14 protein-coding genes are annotated in these 20,022 nt (G+C 72.2%); 10 read left to right on the top strand and 4 right to left on the bottom strand.

The annotated features are described in order from the left end of the window. The first annotated feature begins 32 nt into the window (after positions 1-32). Both guaA and LN042_RS26345 read left to right on the top strand, forming a co-directional pair. Entirely contained in the window at positions 33-1,619 is a 1,587-nt protein-coding gene (gene guaA, locus LN042_RS26350) for a glutamine-hydrolyzing GMP synthase (protein WP_230053871.1), read from the top strand. A 206-nt stretch (positions 1,620-1,825) separates the two neighbouring features. Beyond that, positions 1,826-2,905, top strand: coding sequence for a Rieske 2Fe-2S domain-containing protein (locus LN042_RS26345; protein WP_230053866.1), 1,080 nt, complete (start codon positions 1,826-1,828; stop codon positions 2,903-2,905). A gap of 6 nt (positions 2,906-2,911) precedes the next feature. On the opposite strand, the gene LN042_RS26340 is transcribed toward LN042_RS26345, so the two are convergent. From LN042_RS26340 to LN042_RS26330, 3 genes are all read right to left on the bottom strand, one after another. Continuing rightward, positions 2,912-3,115, bottom strand: a complete 204-nt coding sequence (locus tag LN042_RS26340) for a hypothetical protein (RefSeq protein WP_230053865.1) — start codon at positions 3,113-3,115, stop codon at positions 2,912-2,914. Continuing rightward, entirely contained in the window at positions 3,115-4,605 is a 1,491-nt protein-coding gene (locus LN042_RS26335) for a PspC domain-containing protein (protein ID WP_230053864.1), read from the bottom strand. The genes LN042_RS26340 and LN042_RS26335 overlap by 1 nt, the downstream gene beginning before the upstream one ends. A 79-nt stretch (positions 4,606-4,684) precedes the next feature. After that, a complete protein-coding gene (locus LN042_RS26330; protein ID WP_230053863.1) occupies positions 4,685-5,485 on the bottom strand; it encodes an SGNH/GDSL hydrolase family protein in 801 nt (266 codons plus the stop codon). A 180-nt stretch (positions 5,486-5,665) separates the two neighbouring features. Between LN042_RS26330 and LN042_RS26325 the strand changes: the two genes are divergently transcribed. From LN042_RS26325 to LN042_RS26300, 6 genes are all read left to right on the top strand, one after another. Next, entirely contained in the window at positions 5,666-7,189 is a 1,524-nt protein-coding gene (locus tag LN042_RS26325; RefSeq protein ID WP_230053862.1) for an ATP-binding protein, read from the top strand. Continuing rightward, positions 7,182-7,868 (top strand): LuxR C-terminal-related transcriptional regulator, encoded by a 687-nt coding sequence (locus LN042_RS26320; RefSeq protein WP_230053861.1) that lies wholly within the window; start codon positions 7,182-7,184, stop codon positions 7,866-7,868. Before LN042_RS26325 ends, LN042_RS26320 begins: the two co-directional genes overlap by 8 nt. 147 nt (positions 7,869-8,015) lie before the next feature. Then, positions 8,016-9,194 (top strand): acyltransferase family protein, encoded by a 1,179-nt coding sequence (locus LN042_RS26315; protein ID WP_230053860.1) that lies wholly within the window; start codon positions 8,016-8,018, stop codon positions 9,192-9,194. An 89-nt stretch (positions 9,195-9,283) separates the two neighbouring features. Next, positions 9,284-10,504 (top strand): glycosyltransferase family 87 protein, encoded by a 1,221-nt coding sequence (locus LN042_RS26310; RefSeq protein WP_230053859.1) that lies wholly within the window; start codon positions 9,284-9,286, stop codon positions 10,502-10,504. Between the two features lie 52 nt (positions 10,505-10,556). Beyond that, the gene (locus LN042_RS26305) at positions 10,557-12,083 is read left to right on the top strand and encodes a glycosyltransferase family 39 protein (RefSeq protein WP_230053858.1); all 1,527 of its coding nucleotides are present in this window, start codon (positions 10,557-10,559) and stop codon (positions 12,081-12,083) included. Positions 12,084-12,169: 86 nt separating this feature from the next. Further along, positions 12,170-13,387, top strand: a complete 1,218-nt coding sequence (locus tag LN042_RS26300) for a glycosyltransferase family protein (protein WP_230053857.1) — start codon at positions 12,170-12,172, stop codon at positions 13,385-13,387. A gap of 81 nt (positions 13,388-13,468) precedes the next feature. On the opposite strand, the gene LN042_RS26295 is transcribed toward LN042_RS26300, so the two are convergent. Beyond that, entirely contained in the window at positions 13,469-15,898 is a 2,430-nt protein-coding gene (locus tag LN042_RS26295) for a hypothetical protein (RefSeq protein ID WP_230053856.1), read from the bottom strand. Between the two features lie 445 nt (positions 15,899-16,343). Between LN042_RS26295 and LN042_RS26290 the strand changes: the two genes are divergently transcribed. After that, entirely contained in the window at positions 16,344-17,321 is a 978-nt protein-coding gene (locus LN042_RS26290; protein WP_230053855.1) for a glycosyltransferase family 2 protein, read from the top strand. Positions 17,322-17,376: 55 nt separating this feature from the next. Then, on the top strand, positions 17,377-19,974 hold the full coding sequence (gene pcrA, locus LN042_RS26285) for a DNA helicase PcrA (RefSeq protein WP_230053854.1): 2,598 nt from the start codon (positions 17,377-17,379) through the stop codon (positions 19,972-19,974). Positions 19,975-20,022: the final 48 nt, after the last annotated feature.

The following is a 20,022-nucleotide window of genomic DNA, read 5'->3' as shown; positions in this document are numbered from 1 at the left end:
CGACCCCTCGATTGCCCGCCGGAAGGCCGTCTGTGTCACCTGCTACCTCCGACCAGTCCGCACCCGCGGTCGACACCGTCCTGGTCGTCGACTTCGGTGCCCAGTACGCCCAGCTCATCGCCCGTCGGGTGCGTGAGGCGCGGGTCTACAGCGAGATCGTGCCGAGCACCATGCCGGTCGCCGAGATGCTCGCCAAGAACCCGAAGGCCATCATCCTCTCCGGCGGCCCCTCCTCGGTCTACGAGGCCGGCGCACCCCGCCTGGACCGCGCGATCTTCGAGGCCGGTGTCCCGGTCTTCGGCATGTGCTACGGCTTCCAGCTGATGGCGATCACGCTCGGCGGCACCGTCGACAACACCGGCGCCCGGGAGTACGGCCGCACCCCGCTGTACGTCAGCAAGCCCGGCTCGACCCTGTTCGAGGGCACCCCCACCGAGCAGTCGGTCTGGATGTCGCACGGGGACGCCTGCTCCGCCGCCCCCGAGGGCTTCACCGTTACCGGGTCCACCGACGTGGTCCCGGTCGCCGCCTTCGAGAACGACGAGGCCAAGCTCTACGGCGTCCAGTACCACCCCGAGGTGCTGCACTCCACGCACGGCCAGCAGATCCTGGAGCACTTCCTCTACCGCGGCGCCGGCCTCGCGCCGACCTGGACCACCCACAACGTGGTCGACGAACAGGTCGCGCTGATCAAGGCCCAGGTGGGCGACAAGCGCGCGATCTGCGGCCTGTCCGGCGGCGTCGACTCCGCGGTCGCGGCCGCGCTGGTGGCCAAGGCCATCGGCGACCAGCTGACCTGCGTCTACGTCGACCACGGCCTGATGCGCAAGGGCGAGACCGAGCAGGTCGAGAAGGACTTCGTGGCCGCCACCGGGGTCAAACTCAAGGTGGTGGACGCCGAGGAGCGGTTCCTGACCGCACTCAAGGGCGTCACCGACCCGGAGGAGAAGCGCAAGATCATCGGCCGGGAGTTCATCCGGGTCTTCGAGCAGGCGCAGGCCGAGATCATCGCGGACGAGGGCCCGGCGGTGGAGTTCCTGGTGCAGGGCACCCTGTACCCGGACGTGGTGGAGTCCGGCGGCGGCACCGGCACCGCCAACATCAAGTCCCACCACAACGTCGGCGGCCTGCCCGAGGACCTCGAGTTCCAGCTGGTCGAGCCGCTGCGCAAGCTGTTCAAGGACGAGGTCCGGATGGTCGGCCAGGAGCTCGGCCTGCCGGAGGAGATCGTCCAGCGCCAGCCGTTCCCCGGCCCCGGCCTGGGCATCCGGATCGTCGGTGAGGTCACCAAGGAGCGCCTGGACCTGCTGCGCGAGGCCGACGCGATCGCCCGCGAGGAGTTGACCGCCGCCGGTCTGGACCGCGAGATCTGGCAGTGCCCGGTGGTGCTGCTGGCGGACGTCCGCAGCGTCGGCGTGCAGGGCGACGGCCGCACCTACGGCCACCCGATCGTGCTGCGCCCGGTCTCCTCCGAGGACGCCATGACCGCCGACTGGTCGCGGCTGCCCTACGACGTGCTGGCCCGGATCTCCACCCGGATCACCAACGAGGTGCGCGAGGTGAACCGCGTGGTGCTGGACGTCACCAGCAAGCCGCCGGGCACCATCGAGTGGGAGTGATTCCTCCCGCAGGCGTTTGAACGGCCGCACCGCCGCCCACGTACCGATGGGTGGCGGTGCGGCCGTTCGCGTCAGTTCCGGCCGGGTCGCGGGTGCGGTCGGGACTGGCACCGGGGGTGACCGGTTACCGTCGAAACGCCGCCCGACCGGGCAGAATGCGGTGCGGAGCGGCAACGAGCCGACGTGGCGAACCGGAAGGTGGCGTGATGATCGAGGGCACCCGGGACTCGCTGGAGTCCGACGGCTCCGGCAACGAGCAGCCCCCGGTGCCCGCCGGGGGCTCCGGGCGCACGGCGGCCTGGAAGGCGCTGGCCGGCCGGTACGCGCTGCTGCCGCTGCGGCTCTTCCTCGGTCTCACCTTCAGCTACGCCGCCCTGGACAAGCTGGCGGACGGCCACTACCTGGCCGGCCCGGGCGACCCGCAGTCCTTCTACTCCCAGACGCTGGCCGCCAAGCCGCACAGCCCGGTGGGCGCGCTGCTCGAACCGGCGCTGCACGCCCCGGCGTTCTTCGCGCTGCTGATCGCCTTCGGCGAGCTGGCGGTCGGCCTCGGCACCCTCTTCGGCCTCTGGGGGCGCCTCGCCGCGCTCGGCGGCGCGCTGCTCAGCCTGACGCTCTTCCTGACCGTCAGCTTCAACGTCACCCCCTACTACCTGGGCAACGACCTGCCCTACCTGATGGGCTGGACGGCGATGCTGCTGGCCGGCACCCCGTACCTGTCGGTGGACGGGTACCTGGCCGGGCGGGCCGGGCGGGACCGGGCCCGGGGGCTGACCGAGGACGCGGTGCGCCGGCGGACCCTCGTGGACGGCTCGATCGCGGCGGTCGCGCTGGGCGGGGCCGGGCTGCTGCTCGGCTCGCTCACCGCCACCTTCGTCCGCAGGAAGCCGGCGCCGAGCGCCGGCCCGACCGGCGCCGCCCCGACCGCCTCCACCCCGACCGGCGCCGCCCCGACGGGCTCCGCCCCCAGCACCGGCAAGGTCTCGGTCGCCGCCGCCGACGTGCCGGTCGGCGGCTCCGCCACGGTCACCGACCCGGCCACCGGCGACGCCGTCTACATCGTGCAGCCGAAGGCCGGCCGGTACACCGGGCTCTCCTCGATCTGCACCCACGCCGGCTGCACGGTCGACCCGCCGAAGGGCGGGCAGCTCAGCTGCCCCTGCCACGGTTCCCGGTTCGACGCCGCCACCGGCGCGGTGCTGACCGGGCCCGCCGTCAAGCCGCTGCCCCGGTACGCCGTCAGCAAGGACGGCGACCGGCTGGACCTCGGCCCGCGGCAGGGCTGACCGGCCTCAGTCGTCCCTGCCGCGGCGGGACACCGCGGCGGCCACCGCGCCGGCCAGCCCCGCCGCGCCGAGCACGATCAGGGTGACCGGCACCACGATCCGGCCGTTGACCCGGGTGTGGTTCAGCGAGGCCAGCAGGTAGAGCACGGCGAGCACCGTGAACAGGCCGCCGGACAGGAACGAGAAGAGGTCGAACCTATGCCGCTTCATCACCGCACCACCTGAACGTCGCCGAGGCCGACCTCCACGGTGAGGTCGACGGTCCCCTTGGCGGCCGCGCCGTCCGCCGCGTCGAAGTGCACCGTGCGGTGCGCGCCGATCCCGTCGGAGTCGCTGGGCGAACCGTCCGGGAGCTGGAGCTGGCCGGCTACGGTCCGCAGTGTCAGATCCGCGGCCAGGTCCGGCGGCAGCACCACCACGGCGTTGCCGGCACCGAGTCTGATGGTACTGGTCACGGTGGTGCCGCGCGGGTCGAGCGACGACAGGTCGAGGTGCAGGTCACCGGCGCCGAGCAGATAGCTGCGCCGCACGTCCTGGGCGTTCACCGGGGCGTAGCTGCGGTGGCCGATGGCGTCGCCGGTCACCGCGGGAGTGCGGCCGAGGCCGGCCAGGGCCAGCGTGGTCAGCAGCGCCGGAACCGCCAGTCTGCGGGCCCGGCCCCAGCGCGAGCCGACCAGCAAGGTCAGGCCGAGCACCAGCAGGCCGGTGGCCAGCACGGTGGAGAGCAGCACGGGGGAGCGCCCGCCGGTGCTCCAGACCGCCCAGGCCGCGCCGACCGCGATCAGCAGGCCGCACAGCCCCAGCACCGAGCGCTCCCCCTCCCGGCGGGGCCGCGCCGGGGCGGGCGGCACCGGCGGGACGCTCTTGCGCAGCGGGTCGCCCTGGGGCAGGTCGGTCCGCTGCCACCAGGCCTGCGCGGGCATCCCGGGTGGCGGGGTGGCGGCGGCCCCCCAGGGGTCGCGGTCCGGGTGGCGCGGGTCCCACAGGTAGCCGGTACGGCCGGTCGGCGGGGTGTCGGCGGGCGGGGCGTCGGTGACGGTGGTGGTGGCGGCGACGGCCTCCTCGGCGAGGCCGACCCGGGGCTGGAACCCGCTCTCGGGGGTCGTCCACCGGGTGTGGAGATCCAGCCGCCGGCGCTGCCGGTCGGCCGGCGGCGATCCGTCGGCGCCGCCCGGCTGGCCGCCGCCCGGCTCGGCGGCGGCCCGGTCGTACGGGCCGGCGGGACGCGGCGGGGCGCCGGCGCCGCGGGCCCGGCGCCGCCGCTCCGGGTCGTACCGGACGGCGAAGAACACCATGGCACCGAGCAGCAGCAGCGGCATCACGGAGTCGCCGCTGCCGATCCAGGAGAAGAACACCCCGGTGCCGATCACCGTCATCAGCACCGCGCCGATCGACTGCCCGTCGACCCGCCCGGTCAGCAGCCGCTGCAGCTCGGTCCGCCCGTGCTTGGCGTCGCCCTCCTCGCTGGGCACGATCAGCCAGGCCAGGCCGTACAGGAAGAGACCGAGGCCCCCGGTCAGGCAGAGCACCGCCGTGACCACCCGGAACACCACCGGGTCGATGTCCAGGTGCCGCCCGAGGCCGGCGCAGACGCCGCCCACCACCCGGTGGTCCTCGCTGCGGGCCAGCGGCGGCCGCTGGGCCCCCGGCTCGTCGTGGCCGCCCGGATCGGTGGGCGCTGTGCTCTGCTCCTCGGTCATGCCCCTATCCTGCGGGTTGCGCGGGACCGGCGGGACCGGGAGAGCCCCCGGTGGGACCCTGAACTGTCCCTGAGGGGGCTCAGGGACAGGCGTTCACCGGCAGCTGCGACTTCGGCTCCTGCGGGGCGGCGGGCCGGGCGTCGGTGATCTGCGCCTTGGCCGCCTGCGGGCCGTCGAGTTCGCCGTTGAGCTCCTGGAAGTAGGCCTCGGCCATCCTGGCGTAGCCAAGGTCGTTGGGGTGCAGGGAGTCGGCGAACTCGGTCGGCGCCAGCGCGGGCGCATCGATGTAGTCGAACTGCCGGTGCCGCCGGGACTCGACCGGCTCCAGCTGCCGGGCCCGCTGGTTGAACGCGTGAACCGCGCCCTGCAGCCCCGGGGTCGTCGGGATGAGGCCTTGCAGGACCACCGTCACGTCCGGCGCGTCGGTGTAGATGCGGTCCAGCAGGGCGGCCAGCCGGTCGGGGGCGTGCGCGACGTCCACGTTGCGGTTCAGGTCGTTGATGCCGATGTGCAGGAGGATCACGTCGGGGGGATTGGCGGCCAGCCACTGGTCGACATGGGCGTCGATGTCACCGATCAACCAGCCGCTGTGGCCCTCGTGCCACGGCTGGGCGAAGTCGCCGTCGCGCTGCGATCCGACGAACTGCGCGCTGTAGCGGGACTGTCCGCTGATCAGGTTCCACAGCGGCATGCGGTAGCCCGCCTTGGTGCTGCTGCCGACTCCGGCGGTGATCGAGTCACCCAGTGGCATCACCCGCACCACCGGGATCGAGTGCTCCCCGGAGGCCTCCTGGGCCGCGGCCGGGGTGGCCAGCAGGCAGAGCGCTCCGCAGGCCGTGCTGAGCAGTGCGGCCAGGGCGCGAGGGAAGAGTCGTGGCACGGTGGGTCCTCCTGGACGTCGGGTGACTGCCCGTCAGCGGACGGTGTGGCAGGCAGGCAGAGATCGTGCCAGCGGAAGCGGTGCCGGGCCGGGTCGAAACAGCCTGTCGCCGAGCGTCTTCAGCACCTAGGGGGACGACCCTGATGCATTCGGACCTGCGACCGTGTGACCATCTCTCCCGTGGCAAGCCCAGCTCCCGAACCCGCAGTCTCCGCGACCGCCGTCCCCGCTCCGGCCGCCGACCGAACCTCCGCCGACGGGCCGGAGGGGCCCGGGGCCGGCGGCGCCGGCCACAGCGCCGCGGCCGCCGACGGGCCGGACGGGCCCAAGCCGGGGTCGGCCCGCCCGCCGTACCGCAAGCTCCACCGCAGCCCGCACTCGCGGATGCTGGGCGGTGTGGCGCACGGCCTCGCGGTGCACCTCGGGCTGCCGGTCACCTGGGTGCGGGCCGCCTTCGTGCTGCTCTTCTTCGCCAACGGCATCGGGGTGCTGCTCTACGCGGCGTTCTGGTTCGTGGTGCCGATCGGCATCGGCGAGCCGGCCCCGGGCGCAGGCTGGGTGTGGGCCGGCGGGCAGTTCGTGCCGGCCGGCGCCTGGGTGACCCCCGACCCGCTGCGCAAGGCCGGGCGCGGCCGCCTCGGCCGGCTGCGGGACCTGCTGCAGGGCACCTTCCAGGGTGAGCCGGTGATCGCCGCGCAGGCCGTGCCAGGCGAGCCGTCCGCCGCCGCCAGCCGCCGCAACGCCGGCCAGCTGGCCGCTCTGCTGATGCTGGTGGTCGGCGTGATGTGGCTGCTCAACGCGCTGCACCTGCAGTCCTCGCAGCCCTACGCCTGGCCGCTGCTGGCGATCGGCGTGGGTGTGGCGCTGGTCTGGCGGCAGGCCGACGACGCCCGCTGGGCGCGCTGGTTCGGGCTGGCCGGCGCCCGGCGGCGCAGTGCGGTGGCCCGGGTCGGTGCCGGGGTGCTGCTGGTGGCGGCCGGCATCATCGGCTTCCTGGTGGTGGAGGGCACCGGCAACGGGGTGGGCGCGGTGCTGGAGGCGTCGCTCGCGGTGCTGGCCGGGGTGCTGGTGCTGGTGGGCCCGTACGCGCTGCGGCTGTGGCAGGACCTCGGGGCCGAGCGCACCGCCCGGATCCGGGCCCAGGAACGGGCCGAGATAGCCGCGCACATCCATGACTCGGTGCTCCACACGCTGACGCTGATCCAGCGGCGGTCCGAGGACCCGAAGGAGGTGCAGCGGCTGGCCCGCGCCCAGGAGCGCGAGCTGCGGCTGTGGCTCTACCGTCCGGAGGCCGCCGCCGAGGCCGCTCCCGATACCCTGGCCGAACGGATCCGCCAGGTGGTCGCCGAGGTCGAGGACCGGCACGGCGTGCCGATCGAGCTGGTCTGCGTCGGTGACTGCCCGATGGACGAGCGGATCGCCGCGCAGATGCAGGCCGCGCGGGAAGCCATGGTGAACGCCGCCAAGTACGGTGGCGGGGGACCGGTGCAGGTCTACGCCGAGGTGGAGGGGAGGACGGTGCTGGTGTTCGTGCGCGACCACGGCCCCGGCTTCGACCCGGACACCGTGCCGGAGGACCGGATGGGCGTACGGGAGTCGATCATCGGCCGGATGAAGCGCAACGGCGGCACGGCCCGGCTGCGGCCCGCGCCGGACGGCGGCACCGAGGTCGAGCTGGAGATGGAGAGAGCTGCTGATGAATGACGTTGTGCCCAGCACACCGGGGAGGACCGCACGGGTGGTGCTGGTGGACGACCACCGGATGTTCCGCACCGGGGTGCGGGCCGAGATCGGCCGCACCGAGAGCACCGGGATCGACGTGGTGGGCGAGGCCGATGACGTCGAGTCGGCGGTCCGGGTGGTCGCCGAGACCCGACCGGACGTGGTGCTGCTCGACGTCCACCTCCCCGGCGGCGGCGGGGTCGAGGTGTTGCGCCGTTCGGCCGGGGTGATGGGTGAGCCCGGCGGTGTGAAATTCCTGGCGCTGTCGGTCTCGGACGCGGCCGAGGACGTGATCGGGGTGATCCGCGGCGGTGCCCGCGGCTACGTCACCAAGACCATCACCGGCACCGACCTGGTCGACGCCGTCTTCCGGATCGCCGACGGCGACGCGGTCTTCTCGCCCCGGCTGGCCGGCTTCGTGCTGGACGCGTTCGCCGCCACCGACACGCCCCCGGTGGACGAGGACCTGGACCGGCTGACCCAGCGCGAGCGCGAGGTGCTGCGGCTGATCGCCCGCGGCTACGCGTACAAGGAGATCGCGAAGCAGCTGTTCATCTCGGTGAAGACGGTGGAGAGCCACGTCTCCGCGGTGCTGCGCAAGCTCCAGCTGAGCAACCGTCACGAGCTGACCCGCTGGGCGACGGCGCGCCGCCTGGTGTGACGGAACGGGCCGGGAGCCGGGTCCGCGGGCGGGCAGGCCCCGGAACGCCCGAATGGATAGCCCAGTCGTCAAGGCGATATGGTCGGCCCAACGCGTGCCCGGACCGGTGTGGTGCGTACCCCGTCCCAGAGTCGAGAGCTTGGTCTGATGGCCCATACTCCCACTGTCACCGCTCCGGAGCGTCCGGCTGCCGAGGATTCCGAGCGGGATCCGGCGGCCGCGAAGGCCAGGGTCAAGCGCCCGCGGCTCTACGTGCTGGACGGCATGCGGTTGGTCGCCGCCCTGGGCGTGGTCCTCTGGCACTGGGCCGGGGTGCAGACGTTCACCGGTGTCTGGAACGGCCAGACCGCCAAGCTGCTGCCGCTGCTGCACAAGCCGGCCCAGTACGGCTGGGTCGGTGTCGAGCTCTTCTTCCTGATCAGCGGCTTCGTGATCTGCATGTCCTGCTGGGGCAAGTCGGTGGGCGACTTCGCCGCGTCCCGGGTGGCCCGGCTCTTCCCCGCCTACTGGTTCAGCGTGCTGCTCACCTCGGCGGTGCTGTACTTCTCGCACACCATATGGGGCGCCAACACCCAGCACCCGACGCCCAGCCGGGTGCTGAGCAACCTCACCATGCTCAACGACCCGTTGAACGTCGACCCGATAGACCCGGTCTACTGGACCCTCTGGGCCGAGCTGCGGTTCTACATCATGTTCGGCCTCCTGATGGCGACCGGGCTGACCTACCGCAAGGTGGTCGCGTTCTGCGGCCTGTGGATGGTCGCGGCCGCGATCACCCCCAAGGCCAACATGCCGATCCTGGAGACGCTCTTCCAGGCCACCTACTCCTGGTACTTCATCGCCGGCGTGCTGATGTACCTGATCTACCGGTTCGGGCCGAACCTGATGCTCTTCGGCATGATCGGGATCTGCTGGATGATGGCGCAGGAACGCATCAAGTGGGTGATCGACGCCAACCACTACGCGACCTGGAAGCACATGTCCTGGACCGTGGTGTTCGGCCTGATCACGATCGCCTTCGTGGCGGTGCTGGGGGCCGCGCTCGGCTGGTTCAACCGGATTCAGTGGAAGTGGCTCTCCGTCGCCGGCGCGCTCACCTACCCGGTCTACCTGATCCACCAGGAGATCGGCTTCGAGCTCATCCACAAGCTGCGCCACCACTCGTTCACGCCGTACGCGGCGCTCTGCACCGCGCTCGTCGTCATGCTGATCGCCGCCTGGCTGGTGCACCGGCTGGTGGAACGTCCGCTGGCGCCGCTCCTGACGAACGCCATGAAGAAGTCCTTCGACCAGGTCCGGCAGGCGGCCGAGCCGCGGCGGAGCTGACGCACGGCACCGCGGGCCGCCGCCGCGGCCGCGTGCCCGGCCGCCGTCCTTCTTCCGACAGACGTTGCGACACACAGGGTGGGTTTCCCATGAGAACATCTGCAGGTCCTGACATCGGGCCGTGGTTGCGGACCCGGGCGTCGCTCCCGGCCCTCGGCGCCGCGGTGGCGATGTTCTGGATCACCGTCTACGGGGGGACCCTCAGCGGCATCGACATGATGGACGACTCCATCGTGGTGAAGGCCGCGAAGACCTTCGTGAACGGCGGCTCGCCGTACGCCGACAAGCGGTTCCTCTACTTCCCGAGCTCGGTGCTGATCGCGGTCCCGCAGACCTGGGTGTCCCACCACACCCTCAGCTGGCTGGTTCCGCTCTCCACCGCCGGCATGGTGCTGGTCGGCTGGTTCTTCGCGCTGCGGATCTTCCGGGTCTCGGTGATCAGCCGGCTGTCCGTGATCGGCGTCCTGCTGCTCTGCTTCCTCAGCCCGTTCCGGAACCTGGTGCAGCTGGGCAACTGGACCAGCTACTCCGCGCTGGCCCTGCCGCTGGCGCTGCTGCTGGCGCACCGCTCCAGGTGGGTCTGGGCGGGTGTCGTGGTCGGTCTGGCCATCGCCACCAAGCCGATGCTGGTGCCGCTGGCGCTGCTGTTCCTCATCGCCCGGCGCTGGGGGGCGTTCGCCGCGGCCGCCGTGGTGCCGAGCGTGCTGGCGATCGGCGCGGCCGCGCTGATGCCGCACCCCGGCCTGTTCTTCACCAAGACGCTGCCGTTCCTGCTGCACGGTCAGGACCAGTTCGCCCGGCCCTACGACGCCTCGCTGGGCACCCTGCTGCCGCGGCTCGGCGTGCCGGACGGGCTGGCGTTCGGGATCGGCGCGGCGCTGGCCCTGGCCCTGCTGGTCGGTGCCTGGTGGCGCTGGCGGGCCGGCGGTGACGAGGCGCTGCGGCTGGTCGAGACCGGCACCATGCTGATGGTCGCCGCGCTGGTGATCAGCCGGCCGTCCTTCGACCACTACGTCTTCATCATCCTGCCGGTGCTGCTGGCCTCGGTGGTCCGCCGCGGCGCGGCCGCCCGTTCGGCGTGGATCTGGGTGGCGCTGGTGCCGCGACTGTCCGGCTTCAACCATCCCAAGCTGGACCCCGTGCAGAATTGGGCCTACTCCGTGGCGGCGGTCAACGTCACGGTCGCACTGGTGCTGTTGTACCGTGCCTTCTTCGGGGGAAGTCCGTCGCAGGGCCCGGAACCGGACGAGCTGGAGCACGACCAGGCCTCCGGAACCGGTCGGGAGGGCCAGCTGTCGGCGACCGCGTGACCTCCTCAGGAGACACGTCCAAGCTGACGATTGAGAGCCGGAAGGTCTGACGATGAGCAGCAGCGCCGTCGCGCACGAGGCCGCGGCACCCGCCGACGACGCCCAGGACGGCAGTCCGGGGACCGAGCGCCTGTGGAAGGAGGCTCGCAAGCAGCTGCCGAGGACCTTCTGGCTCTGGCCCGCACTGCTGACCCTCGGGCTGGGCGTGCGCGGCAGCTGGCGTCCCGAGCTGTGGCGCGACGAGTTGGCGACCTGGAGCGCGGCGACCCGGAGCACCGGTCAGCTGATCGCGGTACTGCACCACGTGGACGCCGTCTCGGGCGCCTACTACCTGCTGATGCACTACTGGGTCTCGGCGTTCGGCGACTCGCCGACGGTGTTCCGACTTCCGTCCGCACTGGCCATGGCCGGCGCCGCCGCCCTGGTGGCGCTGACCGCCCGCAAGCAGTTCGGCGTCCCGGCCGGACTGGTCGCCGGCCTGCTCTTCGCGGTGCTGCCGAGCGTCTCCCGGTTCGCCCAGGAGGCGCGCTCCTACGCCTTCGCCGTGCTCGCGGTGGCGGCGGCCACCTACTTGCTGCTGCGCGCGCTGGAGCGGCCCGACTGGCAGCGCTGGCTGCCGTACGGGGCGGCGGTGGCCGCCGCGGGGCTGTTCCACATGGTGTCGCTCAGCGTGCTGGCGCCGCACGCCGTGGTGGCGGGGATGCGCTGGTGGCGGCAGCGCCGGCGGGCCCTGCTGATCGGGTTCCCGGCCACCGTGGCCGCCGCGCTGCTGCCGGTCGTGCCGCTGGTGATCCTCGGCCACCGCCAGGTCGGGCGGCAGATCTCCTGGCTGCAGTCGCCGACCTTCCAGCAGTTCTCCGCCGTGTGGCACGGGCTGTTCCAGTCGTCCCTGGTCGGCGGGTGCGTCCTGTGCCTGGTGGCGCTGCCGGCCGCCTGGCCCAAGGGCCGCCGGGCGGCCTTCGAGATCGGTCTCGTCGCGGCTCTGCCGATCGTGCTGATCTGGTACGTCTCGCAGGGCCACACCGCCTACTTCCTCGACCGCTACCTGCTCTTCACCGTGCCGGCCTGGGCGGTGCTGGCGGGCGCCGGGCTGACCGCGCTGCGCCCGCGGGCGCTGATCGCGATCGGCCTGGTCGGCACCGCCTGGATCGGGCTTCAGGACCAGCAGCACCTCCGCGAGCGGAACTCCCACGAGCTGGCCGACGAGCGGGGCGCGGCGCGGATCATCGCCCAGGGCTACCGGCCGGGCGACGGCATGGCGCCGGTGCGCGGCGACCAGTCGTACATGATGCTGAACTTCGCGATCGAGTACTACCTCCCCCGGTCGGTGCAGCCCAAGGACGTCTTCGCCGAGGAGAGCCCGGTGCAGCACAAGGACCTGTACGCGGTCGAGTGCCCGCAGCCGGCCGCGTGCGCCGCCGGCGTGCCGCGCATCTGGGTGGTCGACTACACCGACCCGGACCAGCCGTTCAAGGGATTCTCGAAGGCTCAGCAGCAAGTCCTGGAGACCGAGTACACCAAGGTCGAGAGCAAGCACGTGTCGGGCATCACGGTGACCCTCCTCCAGCGGCAGCATTAGGCCGACAGGAGCGTCGGCCGGACGGACGTTCCGGAGTCGGCGTCTCGCGACGGGACGTCAGCAGCCAGCCGTCCGTAGGAGTCAGCGTGACATCGCAGCCGCTCGTCGCCGCTCCCGGCCGCGCCCCGGCCACGGTCGCCTCGGCGGCGGTCGGCCGGGCGGGGCACCGGTTCAGGAGGGAGCTGCGGTTCGCCGCACCGGCCCTGCTCGCCTATCTGGGCACCCGGGTGGTCGGCGTACTGATCCTGGTGGCTTGGGGGGAGCGGCACGGCGTCAACGCGCTGTACCGGCTGAGCACCCTGTGGGACGCCGGCTTCTACCAGCGGATCGCCGAGCTCGGGTACGGCCGGGTCCCGCTGGTGCCCGGCCCGAACGGCCCGTACCAGTCGTACGCCTTCTTCCCGATGTACCCGGCGGCCATCCGGGCACTCGCCTGGGCGACCCCGCTGGCCTACAACGTGGCCGCACTGGCCATCGCCTGGGCCGCCTCCCTGGTCGCGGCCTGGGGCATGTTCGCGGTCGCCGCACGGCTGTACGGGCGGCGGATGGGCGTGCTGACCGCGACCCTCTGGGGCTCGGTGCCGGTCGCGGTGGTGGAGAGCCTGGCCTACTCCGAGCTGCTCTTCACGGCCTTCTCGGTCTGGGCGGTGCACCAGGCGGTGGCCCGGCGGTGGGTCTCGGCGGGCGTGCTGGCCTCGCTGGCCGGGCTGACCCGCCCGACCGGCCTCGCGGTCGCGGTCGCGGTCGTCGGCGCCGCGCTGCCGGAGCTGGTGCGCGGTCACCGGGACGGCGGGCCGGCGCGGTGGCGACCGGCGCTCGCGGTGCTGCTCGCGCCGGTGGGCTTCGTCGGCTTCATCGGCTGGGTCGGGCTGGTCAAGGGACGCTGGGACGCCTACTTCAAGGTGCAGGAGGCCTGGAACTCCCACTTCGACTTCGGCCGGAACACCCTTCACGCGATCGTCGAGCTGCTCAGCAGCGCGCACCCCGTCTGGCTGACCCAGGCGGTGGTCGCCGCGGTGCTGATCGCCAGTGTGGTGCTGATGGGCGTCTCGGTGCTGCAGCGCCAGCCGGCGGCGGTGGTGCTGCTGAGCGCGGCCACCCTGGTGCTGGCGCTGGGCGACGCCGCGTACTTCACGTCACGGGCCCGGTTCCTGCTCGGCGCGTTCGGGCTGCTGCTGCCGGTCGCCGCCGGCCTGGCCCGGACCAGGAACAGGGCCACCCTGGCGCTGGTGCTGGTCGCCGCCGCGCTGGTCTCCGGCCTGTACGGCGGCTTCCTGGTCTACGTGTTCCCCGACGCGCCCTGAGCGGCGCCCGGCCTCCCCGGGTACCCGGGAGCCCTCGTGATCGTCCCGGGGCTCCCGGCGCGCCGCGGTGCTCCGCCCGGGTCAGCGCAGTTCGTAGATGGCGATCCGGCCGTTGTCGTAGACCTTGTCGGTCAGTGTGCCCAGCTGCGGGGCCTCGGGGCCGACCCGCCGGTTCACGAACAGGTAGCGCACGTGGTGCCGGTCGTGCAGCTCGCTGAGCAGGGGTGCGGTCGGGTGGTAGACGGCGTCGTCGTTCATCCGCAGCAGGGCCGGGTCCCAGAACTCGGGCGAGGTACCGGCCATCACGCGGGGCGCGAAGGCCCACCCCTCGACCAGGACCGAGCGCTCCGAGTAGGCGCTCAGCGTGAAGTCCCGGTAGTCGGTGCACGGGGACCCGGGGTGCTGGAAGTCGTCGGGCGACCAGCAGTGCTCGTTGGTGGCGATCACGTCGGTGGGCCGGCTGTGGTCGCGCAACCAGCGGGCGGCGTCGATCTTTCCGGCGGGCAGCGGGAACGACGACCAGACGGTCATGTCCCAGGTGGGCTTCGGCAGGTCGATGACCAGCGCCGGGGCGCCCGCCAGCAGCGCGGCGGTGAGCAGCACGATCCCGCCGCGCCGCCGCATCGGCTTGACCACCCGGCCGAGAGCCCACCACAGCACGCCGCAGACCGCGGCGATCGCGCACAGCGCGAGACCGGCGGACACGATCGGCAGTAGTCCCGCCGCCGAGCCGTTGCCATCGGGGTTGCCGGAGAGGAAGGCCCGCAGGAACCCGGAGCGGGTCGGGTGCCAGCCCTTCACGGTGGTCGTCACCCAGGTCTGCCAGTCGCCGGCGTGGTAGTAGACGCCCCAGACGATCAGGCCGGTGAACGCGGCGGCGAAGGCACCGAGCGCCGTCCTGGCCCAGGGGGACAGGGCCGCCCGTTCGAAGGCCTCGCAGTAGCCCCAGGCGGAGAGCAGCACGCCGAAGGCCAGACCGGCATGGGTGAAGTAGCTGGAGTTCCAGCCGTTGAGGGCCAGGTAGATGGCGGGGCCGGCCACGGTGCCGCCGACCAGGAACCACAGCGTCGGGTCCGGCTTCAGCCGGCTGCGCCACAGCAGCGGGAGCGCGCCGGCCACCCGCAGCTGGGTGTTGATGAGGAAGGCGAACCAGACCAGCGCCACCACGACCAGCTGGCTGGTGGCGGTGCGGGCGTGGTGCGGGTCGGCCCAGCTGCCCTGGAGGTTGGAGAGCGGCTCGACGGCCAGCCCGTAGCTCTTGAAGGCGAAGATGACCGCGGTGGAGAACAGCTGCGCGGCGGCCACGATGGCGCCGAGCCCCACCACCGTCCACGGGATCCGCCGGGTGGTGAGCAGGCCGAGCAGACCGGTCAGGGCGAGGGCGGCGAGCGTGACCGGCAGCGACGTGGCCTTGGCGGCACTGGAAGCGAAGGCGAAGAAGGCGGCGAGCGCGTAGCACCCGCGGCCCAGCGCGGGGACCGGGTTCCCGCCGGTGCCGGTGCCGGGCCTGCGAAGACCGTCACCGACGGCTCCGACCAGCGCCAGCAGCAGCGGCTGACTGTACGTCATCGAGACGCTCGCCCAGGACATCAGCGTGGTCTCCGGCGAACCGAACGGCGTCATGGCGTGCGACGCGTTGAACTCCCCGACGGCGAACAGCAGGAGGCCCGCGATGGGACCGGCCCAGGCGCGCCCGGACAGTCGCCAGGCGACCACCGCGGCGACCACCATGGTGAGCGCGCAGAGCGCCGGGATCATCAGCCGGAGCTGGACGACGGGCAGATCGAGGTGACCGACCAGGCTCGTCATGGCCTCGTGCGCGAAGGCGAACCAGTGGTACTGCAGCGGCTCGCCGGCGACCTGGGGGAGGGTCACGGGAAAGGAGTGCTTGGCGTTGCCGGCCAGGGACATCTGGTACGAGAGGTCGACGAACTGCCGTGACCGGTCGTCAGGCGGCAGGATCGGCGTGCGCACCAGGTAGACCTGGTAGAGGTAGCCGCTGGTGATGGCGACGGTGGCGGCGAGCGACCACGACCAGCCGAGCGGGACCCGGTGGTACCCGCGCACCCACCAGTGCCGGCGCAGCCGGGGCACGGCGGCGAAGGGTATGACGACCAGCAGGGGCCAGAGCGTGACGACCGACTGGAGGTGGAGCGGAACGAACACGGCCCAGGCGGCCAGCTCGAGCGCCAGGCCGGTCACGGCGCCCATCGCCAGGTCCTCGACCAGGGTGTGCGGCGTGCGCCGCAGTGACCGGTACACCAGCGTGCCCGGGAGGAGCACCCCCCAGGCGACGTAACCGGCGTACCGGGCGATGGAGTTGACCGGAGTGTCGGAAGCCGACAGGGTAGTGAGGAGCACCGCCAGGGCAGCGGCCGCCGGCAGGAAGCGCCAGACGGCGCCGAGGACGGCCCCGCCCGCCTCGCCGCGACGGGCGCCTGCGGCCCCGCCCGCCGTGCCGGGTCCGGTCCGGGCGCCTGATCGGAACGAGGTGTTGTGAGTCGTGCCCATCAGGCTCTCTTCTCCCGGGGAGTCGGTTCGCTCACGCAGCTGACGGCCGCACGTACCGCAGCGAGATGATGGGCATCGATGCCTCGTCGAGGGGACAGCTTGAATGGCGAGCCGGCGGCGTTGCACGGCGCACCGGCGCCGGTAAGGTGCTGAAACGGCTGTCTCGAACCAGCTCGGGCTCAAACACCTCGAACATGTTGTGTCTAAGGTGCTGCGCGAGCTCCCAGGCTAGCAGGCGGTCGAACACCGTACCCAGGGCGTTCCTGGCGGCCCTTCAGCAGGGGTCGGGCCCTTGGCTCCCCGGTCCCGGCCCCCCGGGGAGCAGACTCCACCGCGCGTCCAGCGCGGCCATCGTCCAGTGGTCCTCGCGTGAGGGCTTGCGGAGATCCTGTTGTTAGGATTCGCCCGGCTAAATCGAACTGGACCACTCTCAGGCGGGGAACCAATGTCGGCTGCATCAGCCACGACGACCTTGTCGGTCGTCATTCCGATGTACAACGAGGAGGCCGCCCTGCCGGCCCTCGTCGCACGGCTCCGTCCCGCGCTGGACGGCACGCAGGTTTCCTACGAGGTCGTCGCGGTGGACGACGGCAGCGCCGACCGGACCGCCGAGCTGTTGGAGGAAATCCGGCTGACCTGGCCGGAGTTGCGCATCGTCAAGCTGCGGCGCAACTCCGGGCACCAGGCTGCGCTGACGGCGGGTCTGCACAGCTCGGTGGGTGCCTACGTGGCGAGCATCGACGCCGACCTGCAGGACCCGCCGGAGAAGATCCCGGAGATGCTGGACCTGGCGCGGGCTCAGCACCTGGACATCGTCTACGGCGTCCGCTCGGACCGGAGCACCGACACCGGGTTCAAGCGCTGGACGGCCGGCGCCTACTACTGGCTGATGCGCCGGATGGTCGGCAAGCGGGTGCCGTCCCAGGCGGGCGACTTCCGGCTGCTCAGCCGGGACGCCGTCGAGGCGCTCAAGGCGCTGCCGGACCAGCAGCAGGTCTACCGGCTGCTGGTGCCGTGGCTGGGCTTCCCGAGCGGGCAGGTCAGCTACTTCCGCGAGGAGCGGGTCGCGGGTGAGACCAAGTACCCGCTGAGCAAGATGGTCCGGCTGGCCGTCGACAGCATCACCAACTTCTCGGCGGCGCCGCTGCGGATCGCCACCTGGCTGGGGATCGCGAGCTTCTTCGGCTGCTTCGGCATGCTCGCCGCGACCCTGGGGATCTACATCGCCGGCCACACCGTGCCCGGCTGGACCTCGCTGTTCGTCGCGATGCTGTTCCTCGGGGGCATCCAGCTGATCTGCGTCGGTCTGCTCGGCGAGTACATAGGCCGGATCTACACCGCGGTGCAGAAGCGCCCGACCTTCTTCATCGGCTACGACTCGGCGAAGCAGGAGCAGGCCTCCTCGGTCGGCGTTCGCGGCTGAGACACGCACTCGGGCGGCCCGTGCTGTCGGCGCCGGGCCATAGACTCGAAGGGCCATGAGTAGCCTCTTTGACGACCTCCCGCTGCCCGGCTTCGAGCCCTTCGAGGCCAAGCCGGCGCCCGCCGACGCGGTGACCTTCGACTTCGCGGTGGAGCCGCCGCCTCCCGAGGAGGAGTACGGCGGCCATGGCTACGAGGAGGAGATCCCGGCCGACCTCTTCCAGACCGACTACGCGGCCCAGGCGGAGCGCGACGCCTACCACCGCAACGGGGCGCACCGCACCGTGGTCGATCCGGCGCAGCTGCTGGAGGGGATGAACGACCCGCAGCGCGAGGCGGTGCTGCACGCCGGCTCCCCGCTGCTCATCGTGGCCGGCGCCGGCTCCGGCAAGACCCGGGTGCTCACCCACCGGATCGCCCACCTGCTCGCCGCCCGCGGCGCGCACCCGGGGGAGATCCTGGCGATCACCTTCACCAACAAGGCGGCCGGCGAGATGCGCGAGCGCGTCGAGCAGCTGGTCGGCCCGCGGGCCCGGTCGATGTGGGTGGCCACCTTCCACAGCGCCTGCGTGCGGATCCTGCGCCGGGAGAGCAAGCGGCTGGGCTTCACCTCCAGCTTCTCGATCTACGACTCGGCCGACTCCCAGCGCCTGATGTCCCTGGTCTGCCGGGACCTCGACCTCGATCCGAAGCAGTTCCCGCCGAAGTCCTTCAGCGCCAAGGTCTCCAACCTCAAGAACGAGCTGATCGACCACGAGAGCTACGCGGCCCAGGCGGCCAACCCGATGGAGCGCAAGCTCGCCGAGGCGTACGCGCTCTACCAGGCCCGGCTGCGCGAGGCCAACGCGCTGGACTTCGACGACATCATCATGACGACGGTCAACCTGCTGCAGGCCTTCCCGGACGCGGCGGAGCACTACCGGCGGCGGTTCCGGCACATCCTGGTGGACGAGTACCAGGACACCAACCACGCCCAGTACATGCTGATCCGCGAGCTGACCGGCGGCGCGGCCGGCAGCGCGCCCAGGCGCACCGCGGACGGCGACTTCGTCAACCCGGCGCAGGCCGGGCTCGCCGAGCTGCCGCCGGCCGAGCTGTGCGTGGTGGGTGACGCCGACCAGTCGATCTACGCCTTCCGCGGCGCCACCATCCGCAACATCCTCCAGTTCGAGGAGGACTACCCGGACGCCACCACCATCCTGCTGGAGCAGAACTACCGCTCCACCCAGACCATCCTGTCCGCCGCCAACGCGGTGATCGAGCGCAACGCCAACCGCCGCGAGAAGAAGCTCTGGACGGCCGGCGAGCACGGCGAGAAGGTGGTCGGCTACGTCGCCGACGACGAGCACGGCGAGGCCCAGTTCATCGCCGACGAGATCGACCGGCTCACCGACTCGGGCGCGGCCCGACCCGGCGACGTGGCGGTCTTCTACCGCACCAACGCGCAGTCCCGGGTCTTCGAGGAGGTGTTCATCCGGGTCGGCCTGCCGTACAAGGTGGTCGGCGGGGTGCGCTTCTACGAGCGCAAGGAGGTCCGCGACGTGCTGGCCTACCTGCGGGTGCTGGCCAACCCGGAGGACACCGTGCCGCTGCGCCGGATCCTCAACGTGCCCAAGCGCGGCATCGGTGACCGGGCCGAGGCGATGGTCGAGGCGCTGGCCGCCCGGGAGCGGATCTCCTTCGCCCAGGCGCTGCTGCGGGTCGACGAGGCGTACGGGATGGCCGCGCGGTCCGCCAACGCGGTGAAGAAGTTCAACGCGCTGCTGGCCTCGCTGCGCGAGGTGGTGGAGTCCGGCGCCGGGCCCGCCGCGATCCTGGAGGCCGTCCTCGAGGAGACCGGCTACCTGGCCGAGCTGCAGGCGTCCACCGATCCGCAGGACGAGACCCGGATCGAGAACCTCCAGGAGCTGGCCTCGGTCGCCCTGGAGTACGAGCAGGACCCGGGGGAGCGGCCGGACGCCGACGAGGAGGGCGCGCCGCCGGTCGGCTCGCTGGCCGACTTCCTGGAGCGGGTGGCGCTGGTCGCCGACTCCGATCAGATCCCGGACGACGAGGAGGGGCAGGGCGTCATCACCATGATGACCCTGCACACCGCCAAGGGCCTGGAGTTCCCGGTGGTCTTCCTCACCGGCATGGAGGACGGGATCTTCCCGCACATGCGGGCGCTCAGCCAGGTCAAGGAGCTGGAGGAGGAGCGGCGACTGGCCTACGTCGGCCTGACCCGGGCCCGCAACCGGCTCTACCTGACCCGCTCGGTGCTGCGCAGCGCCTGGGGCCAGCCCGCCTACAACCCGGCCTCCCGGTTCCTGGAGGAGATCCCGGCCGAGCTGGTGGAGTGGAAGCGCACCGGCGCGGCCGCCGTACCGCCCGCCCGCGGCCTCTCCACGAGCGGCTCGCGCAGTGGCTCGGGCGGCTCCGGCGGCCTGAGCAGCACGGCCGGGCCGAAGGCCGGCTGGGGCCGGTCGGCGCGCACCATGACCGAGCGCGAGGTGGTCGGCCTGGCCGTCGGCGACCGGGTCAGCCACGACAAGTTCGGCCTCGGCACGGTCGCCGAGGTGGCCGGCAGCGGCGACCGGGCCAAGGCCACCATCGACTTCGGCTCGGCCGGCCGCAAGGTGCTGCTGCTGCGCTACGCACCGGTGGAGAAGCTGTGACCCGTCGGAGCTGACACCGCGGCACGCACCACGCACGGCCCAGGACTC

The organism is Kitasatospora humi, from assembly GCF_020907985.1.
GTDB classification, from domain to species: domain Bacteria; phylum Actinomycetota; class Actinomycetes; order Streptomycetales; family Streptomycetaceae; genus Kitasatospora; species Kitasatospora humi.
Note: the sequence above shows the minus strand (reverse complement) of the source record. Positions and strands in the feature narration are given on the sequence as shown.

Excerpts from the sequence above, each read along its gene's own strand:
- LN042_RS26345 (WP_230053866.1), top strand. The coding sequence starts at position 1,826 with ATGATCGAGGGCACCCGGGACTCGCTGGAGTCCGACGGCTCCGGCAAC.
- LN042_RS26340 (WP_230053865.1), bottom strand. The coding sequence starts at position 3,115 with ATGAAGCGGCATAGGTTCGACCTCTTCTCGTTCCTGTCCGGCGGCCTG.
- LN042_RS26335 (WP_230053864.1), bottom strand. The coding sequence starts at position 4,605 with ATGACCGAGGAGCAGAGCACAGCGCCCACCGATCCGGGCGGCCACGAC.
- LN042_RS26320 (WP_230053861.1), top strand. The coding sequence starts at position 7,182 with ATGAATGACGTTGTGCCCAGCACACCGGGGAGGACCGCACGGGTGGTG.
- LN042_RS26315 (WP_230053860.1), top strand. The coding sequence starts at position 8,016 with ATGGCCCATACTCCCACTGTCACCGCTCCGGAGCGTCCGGCTGCCGAG.
- LN042_RS26310 (WP_230053859.1), top strand. The coding sequence starts at position 9,284 with ATGAGAACATCTGCAGGTCCTGACATCGGGCCGTGGTTGCGGACCCGG.
- LN042_RS26305 (WP_230053858.1), top strand. The coding sequence starts at position 10,557 with ATGAGCAGCAGCGCCGTCGCGCACGAGGCCGCGGCACCCGCCGACGAC.
- LN042_RS26295 (WP_230053856.1), bottom strand. The coding sequence starts at position 15,898 with ATGGGCACGACTCACAACACCTCGTTCCGATCAGGCGCCCGGACCGGA.
- LN042_RS26290 (WP_230053855.1), top strand. The coding sequence starts at position 16,344 with ATGTCGGCTGCATCAGCCACGACGACCTTGTCGGTCGTCATTCCGATG.
- pcrA (WP_230053854.1), top strand. The coding sequence starts at position 17,377 with ATGAGTAGCCTCTTTGACGACCTCCCGCTGCCCGGCTTCGAGCCCTTC.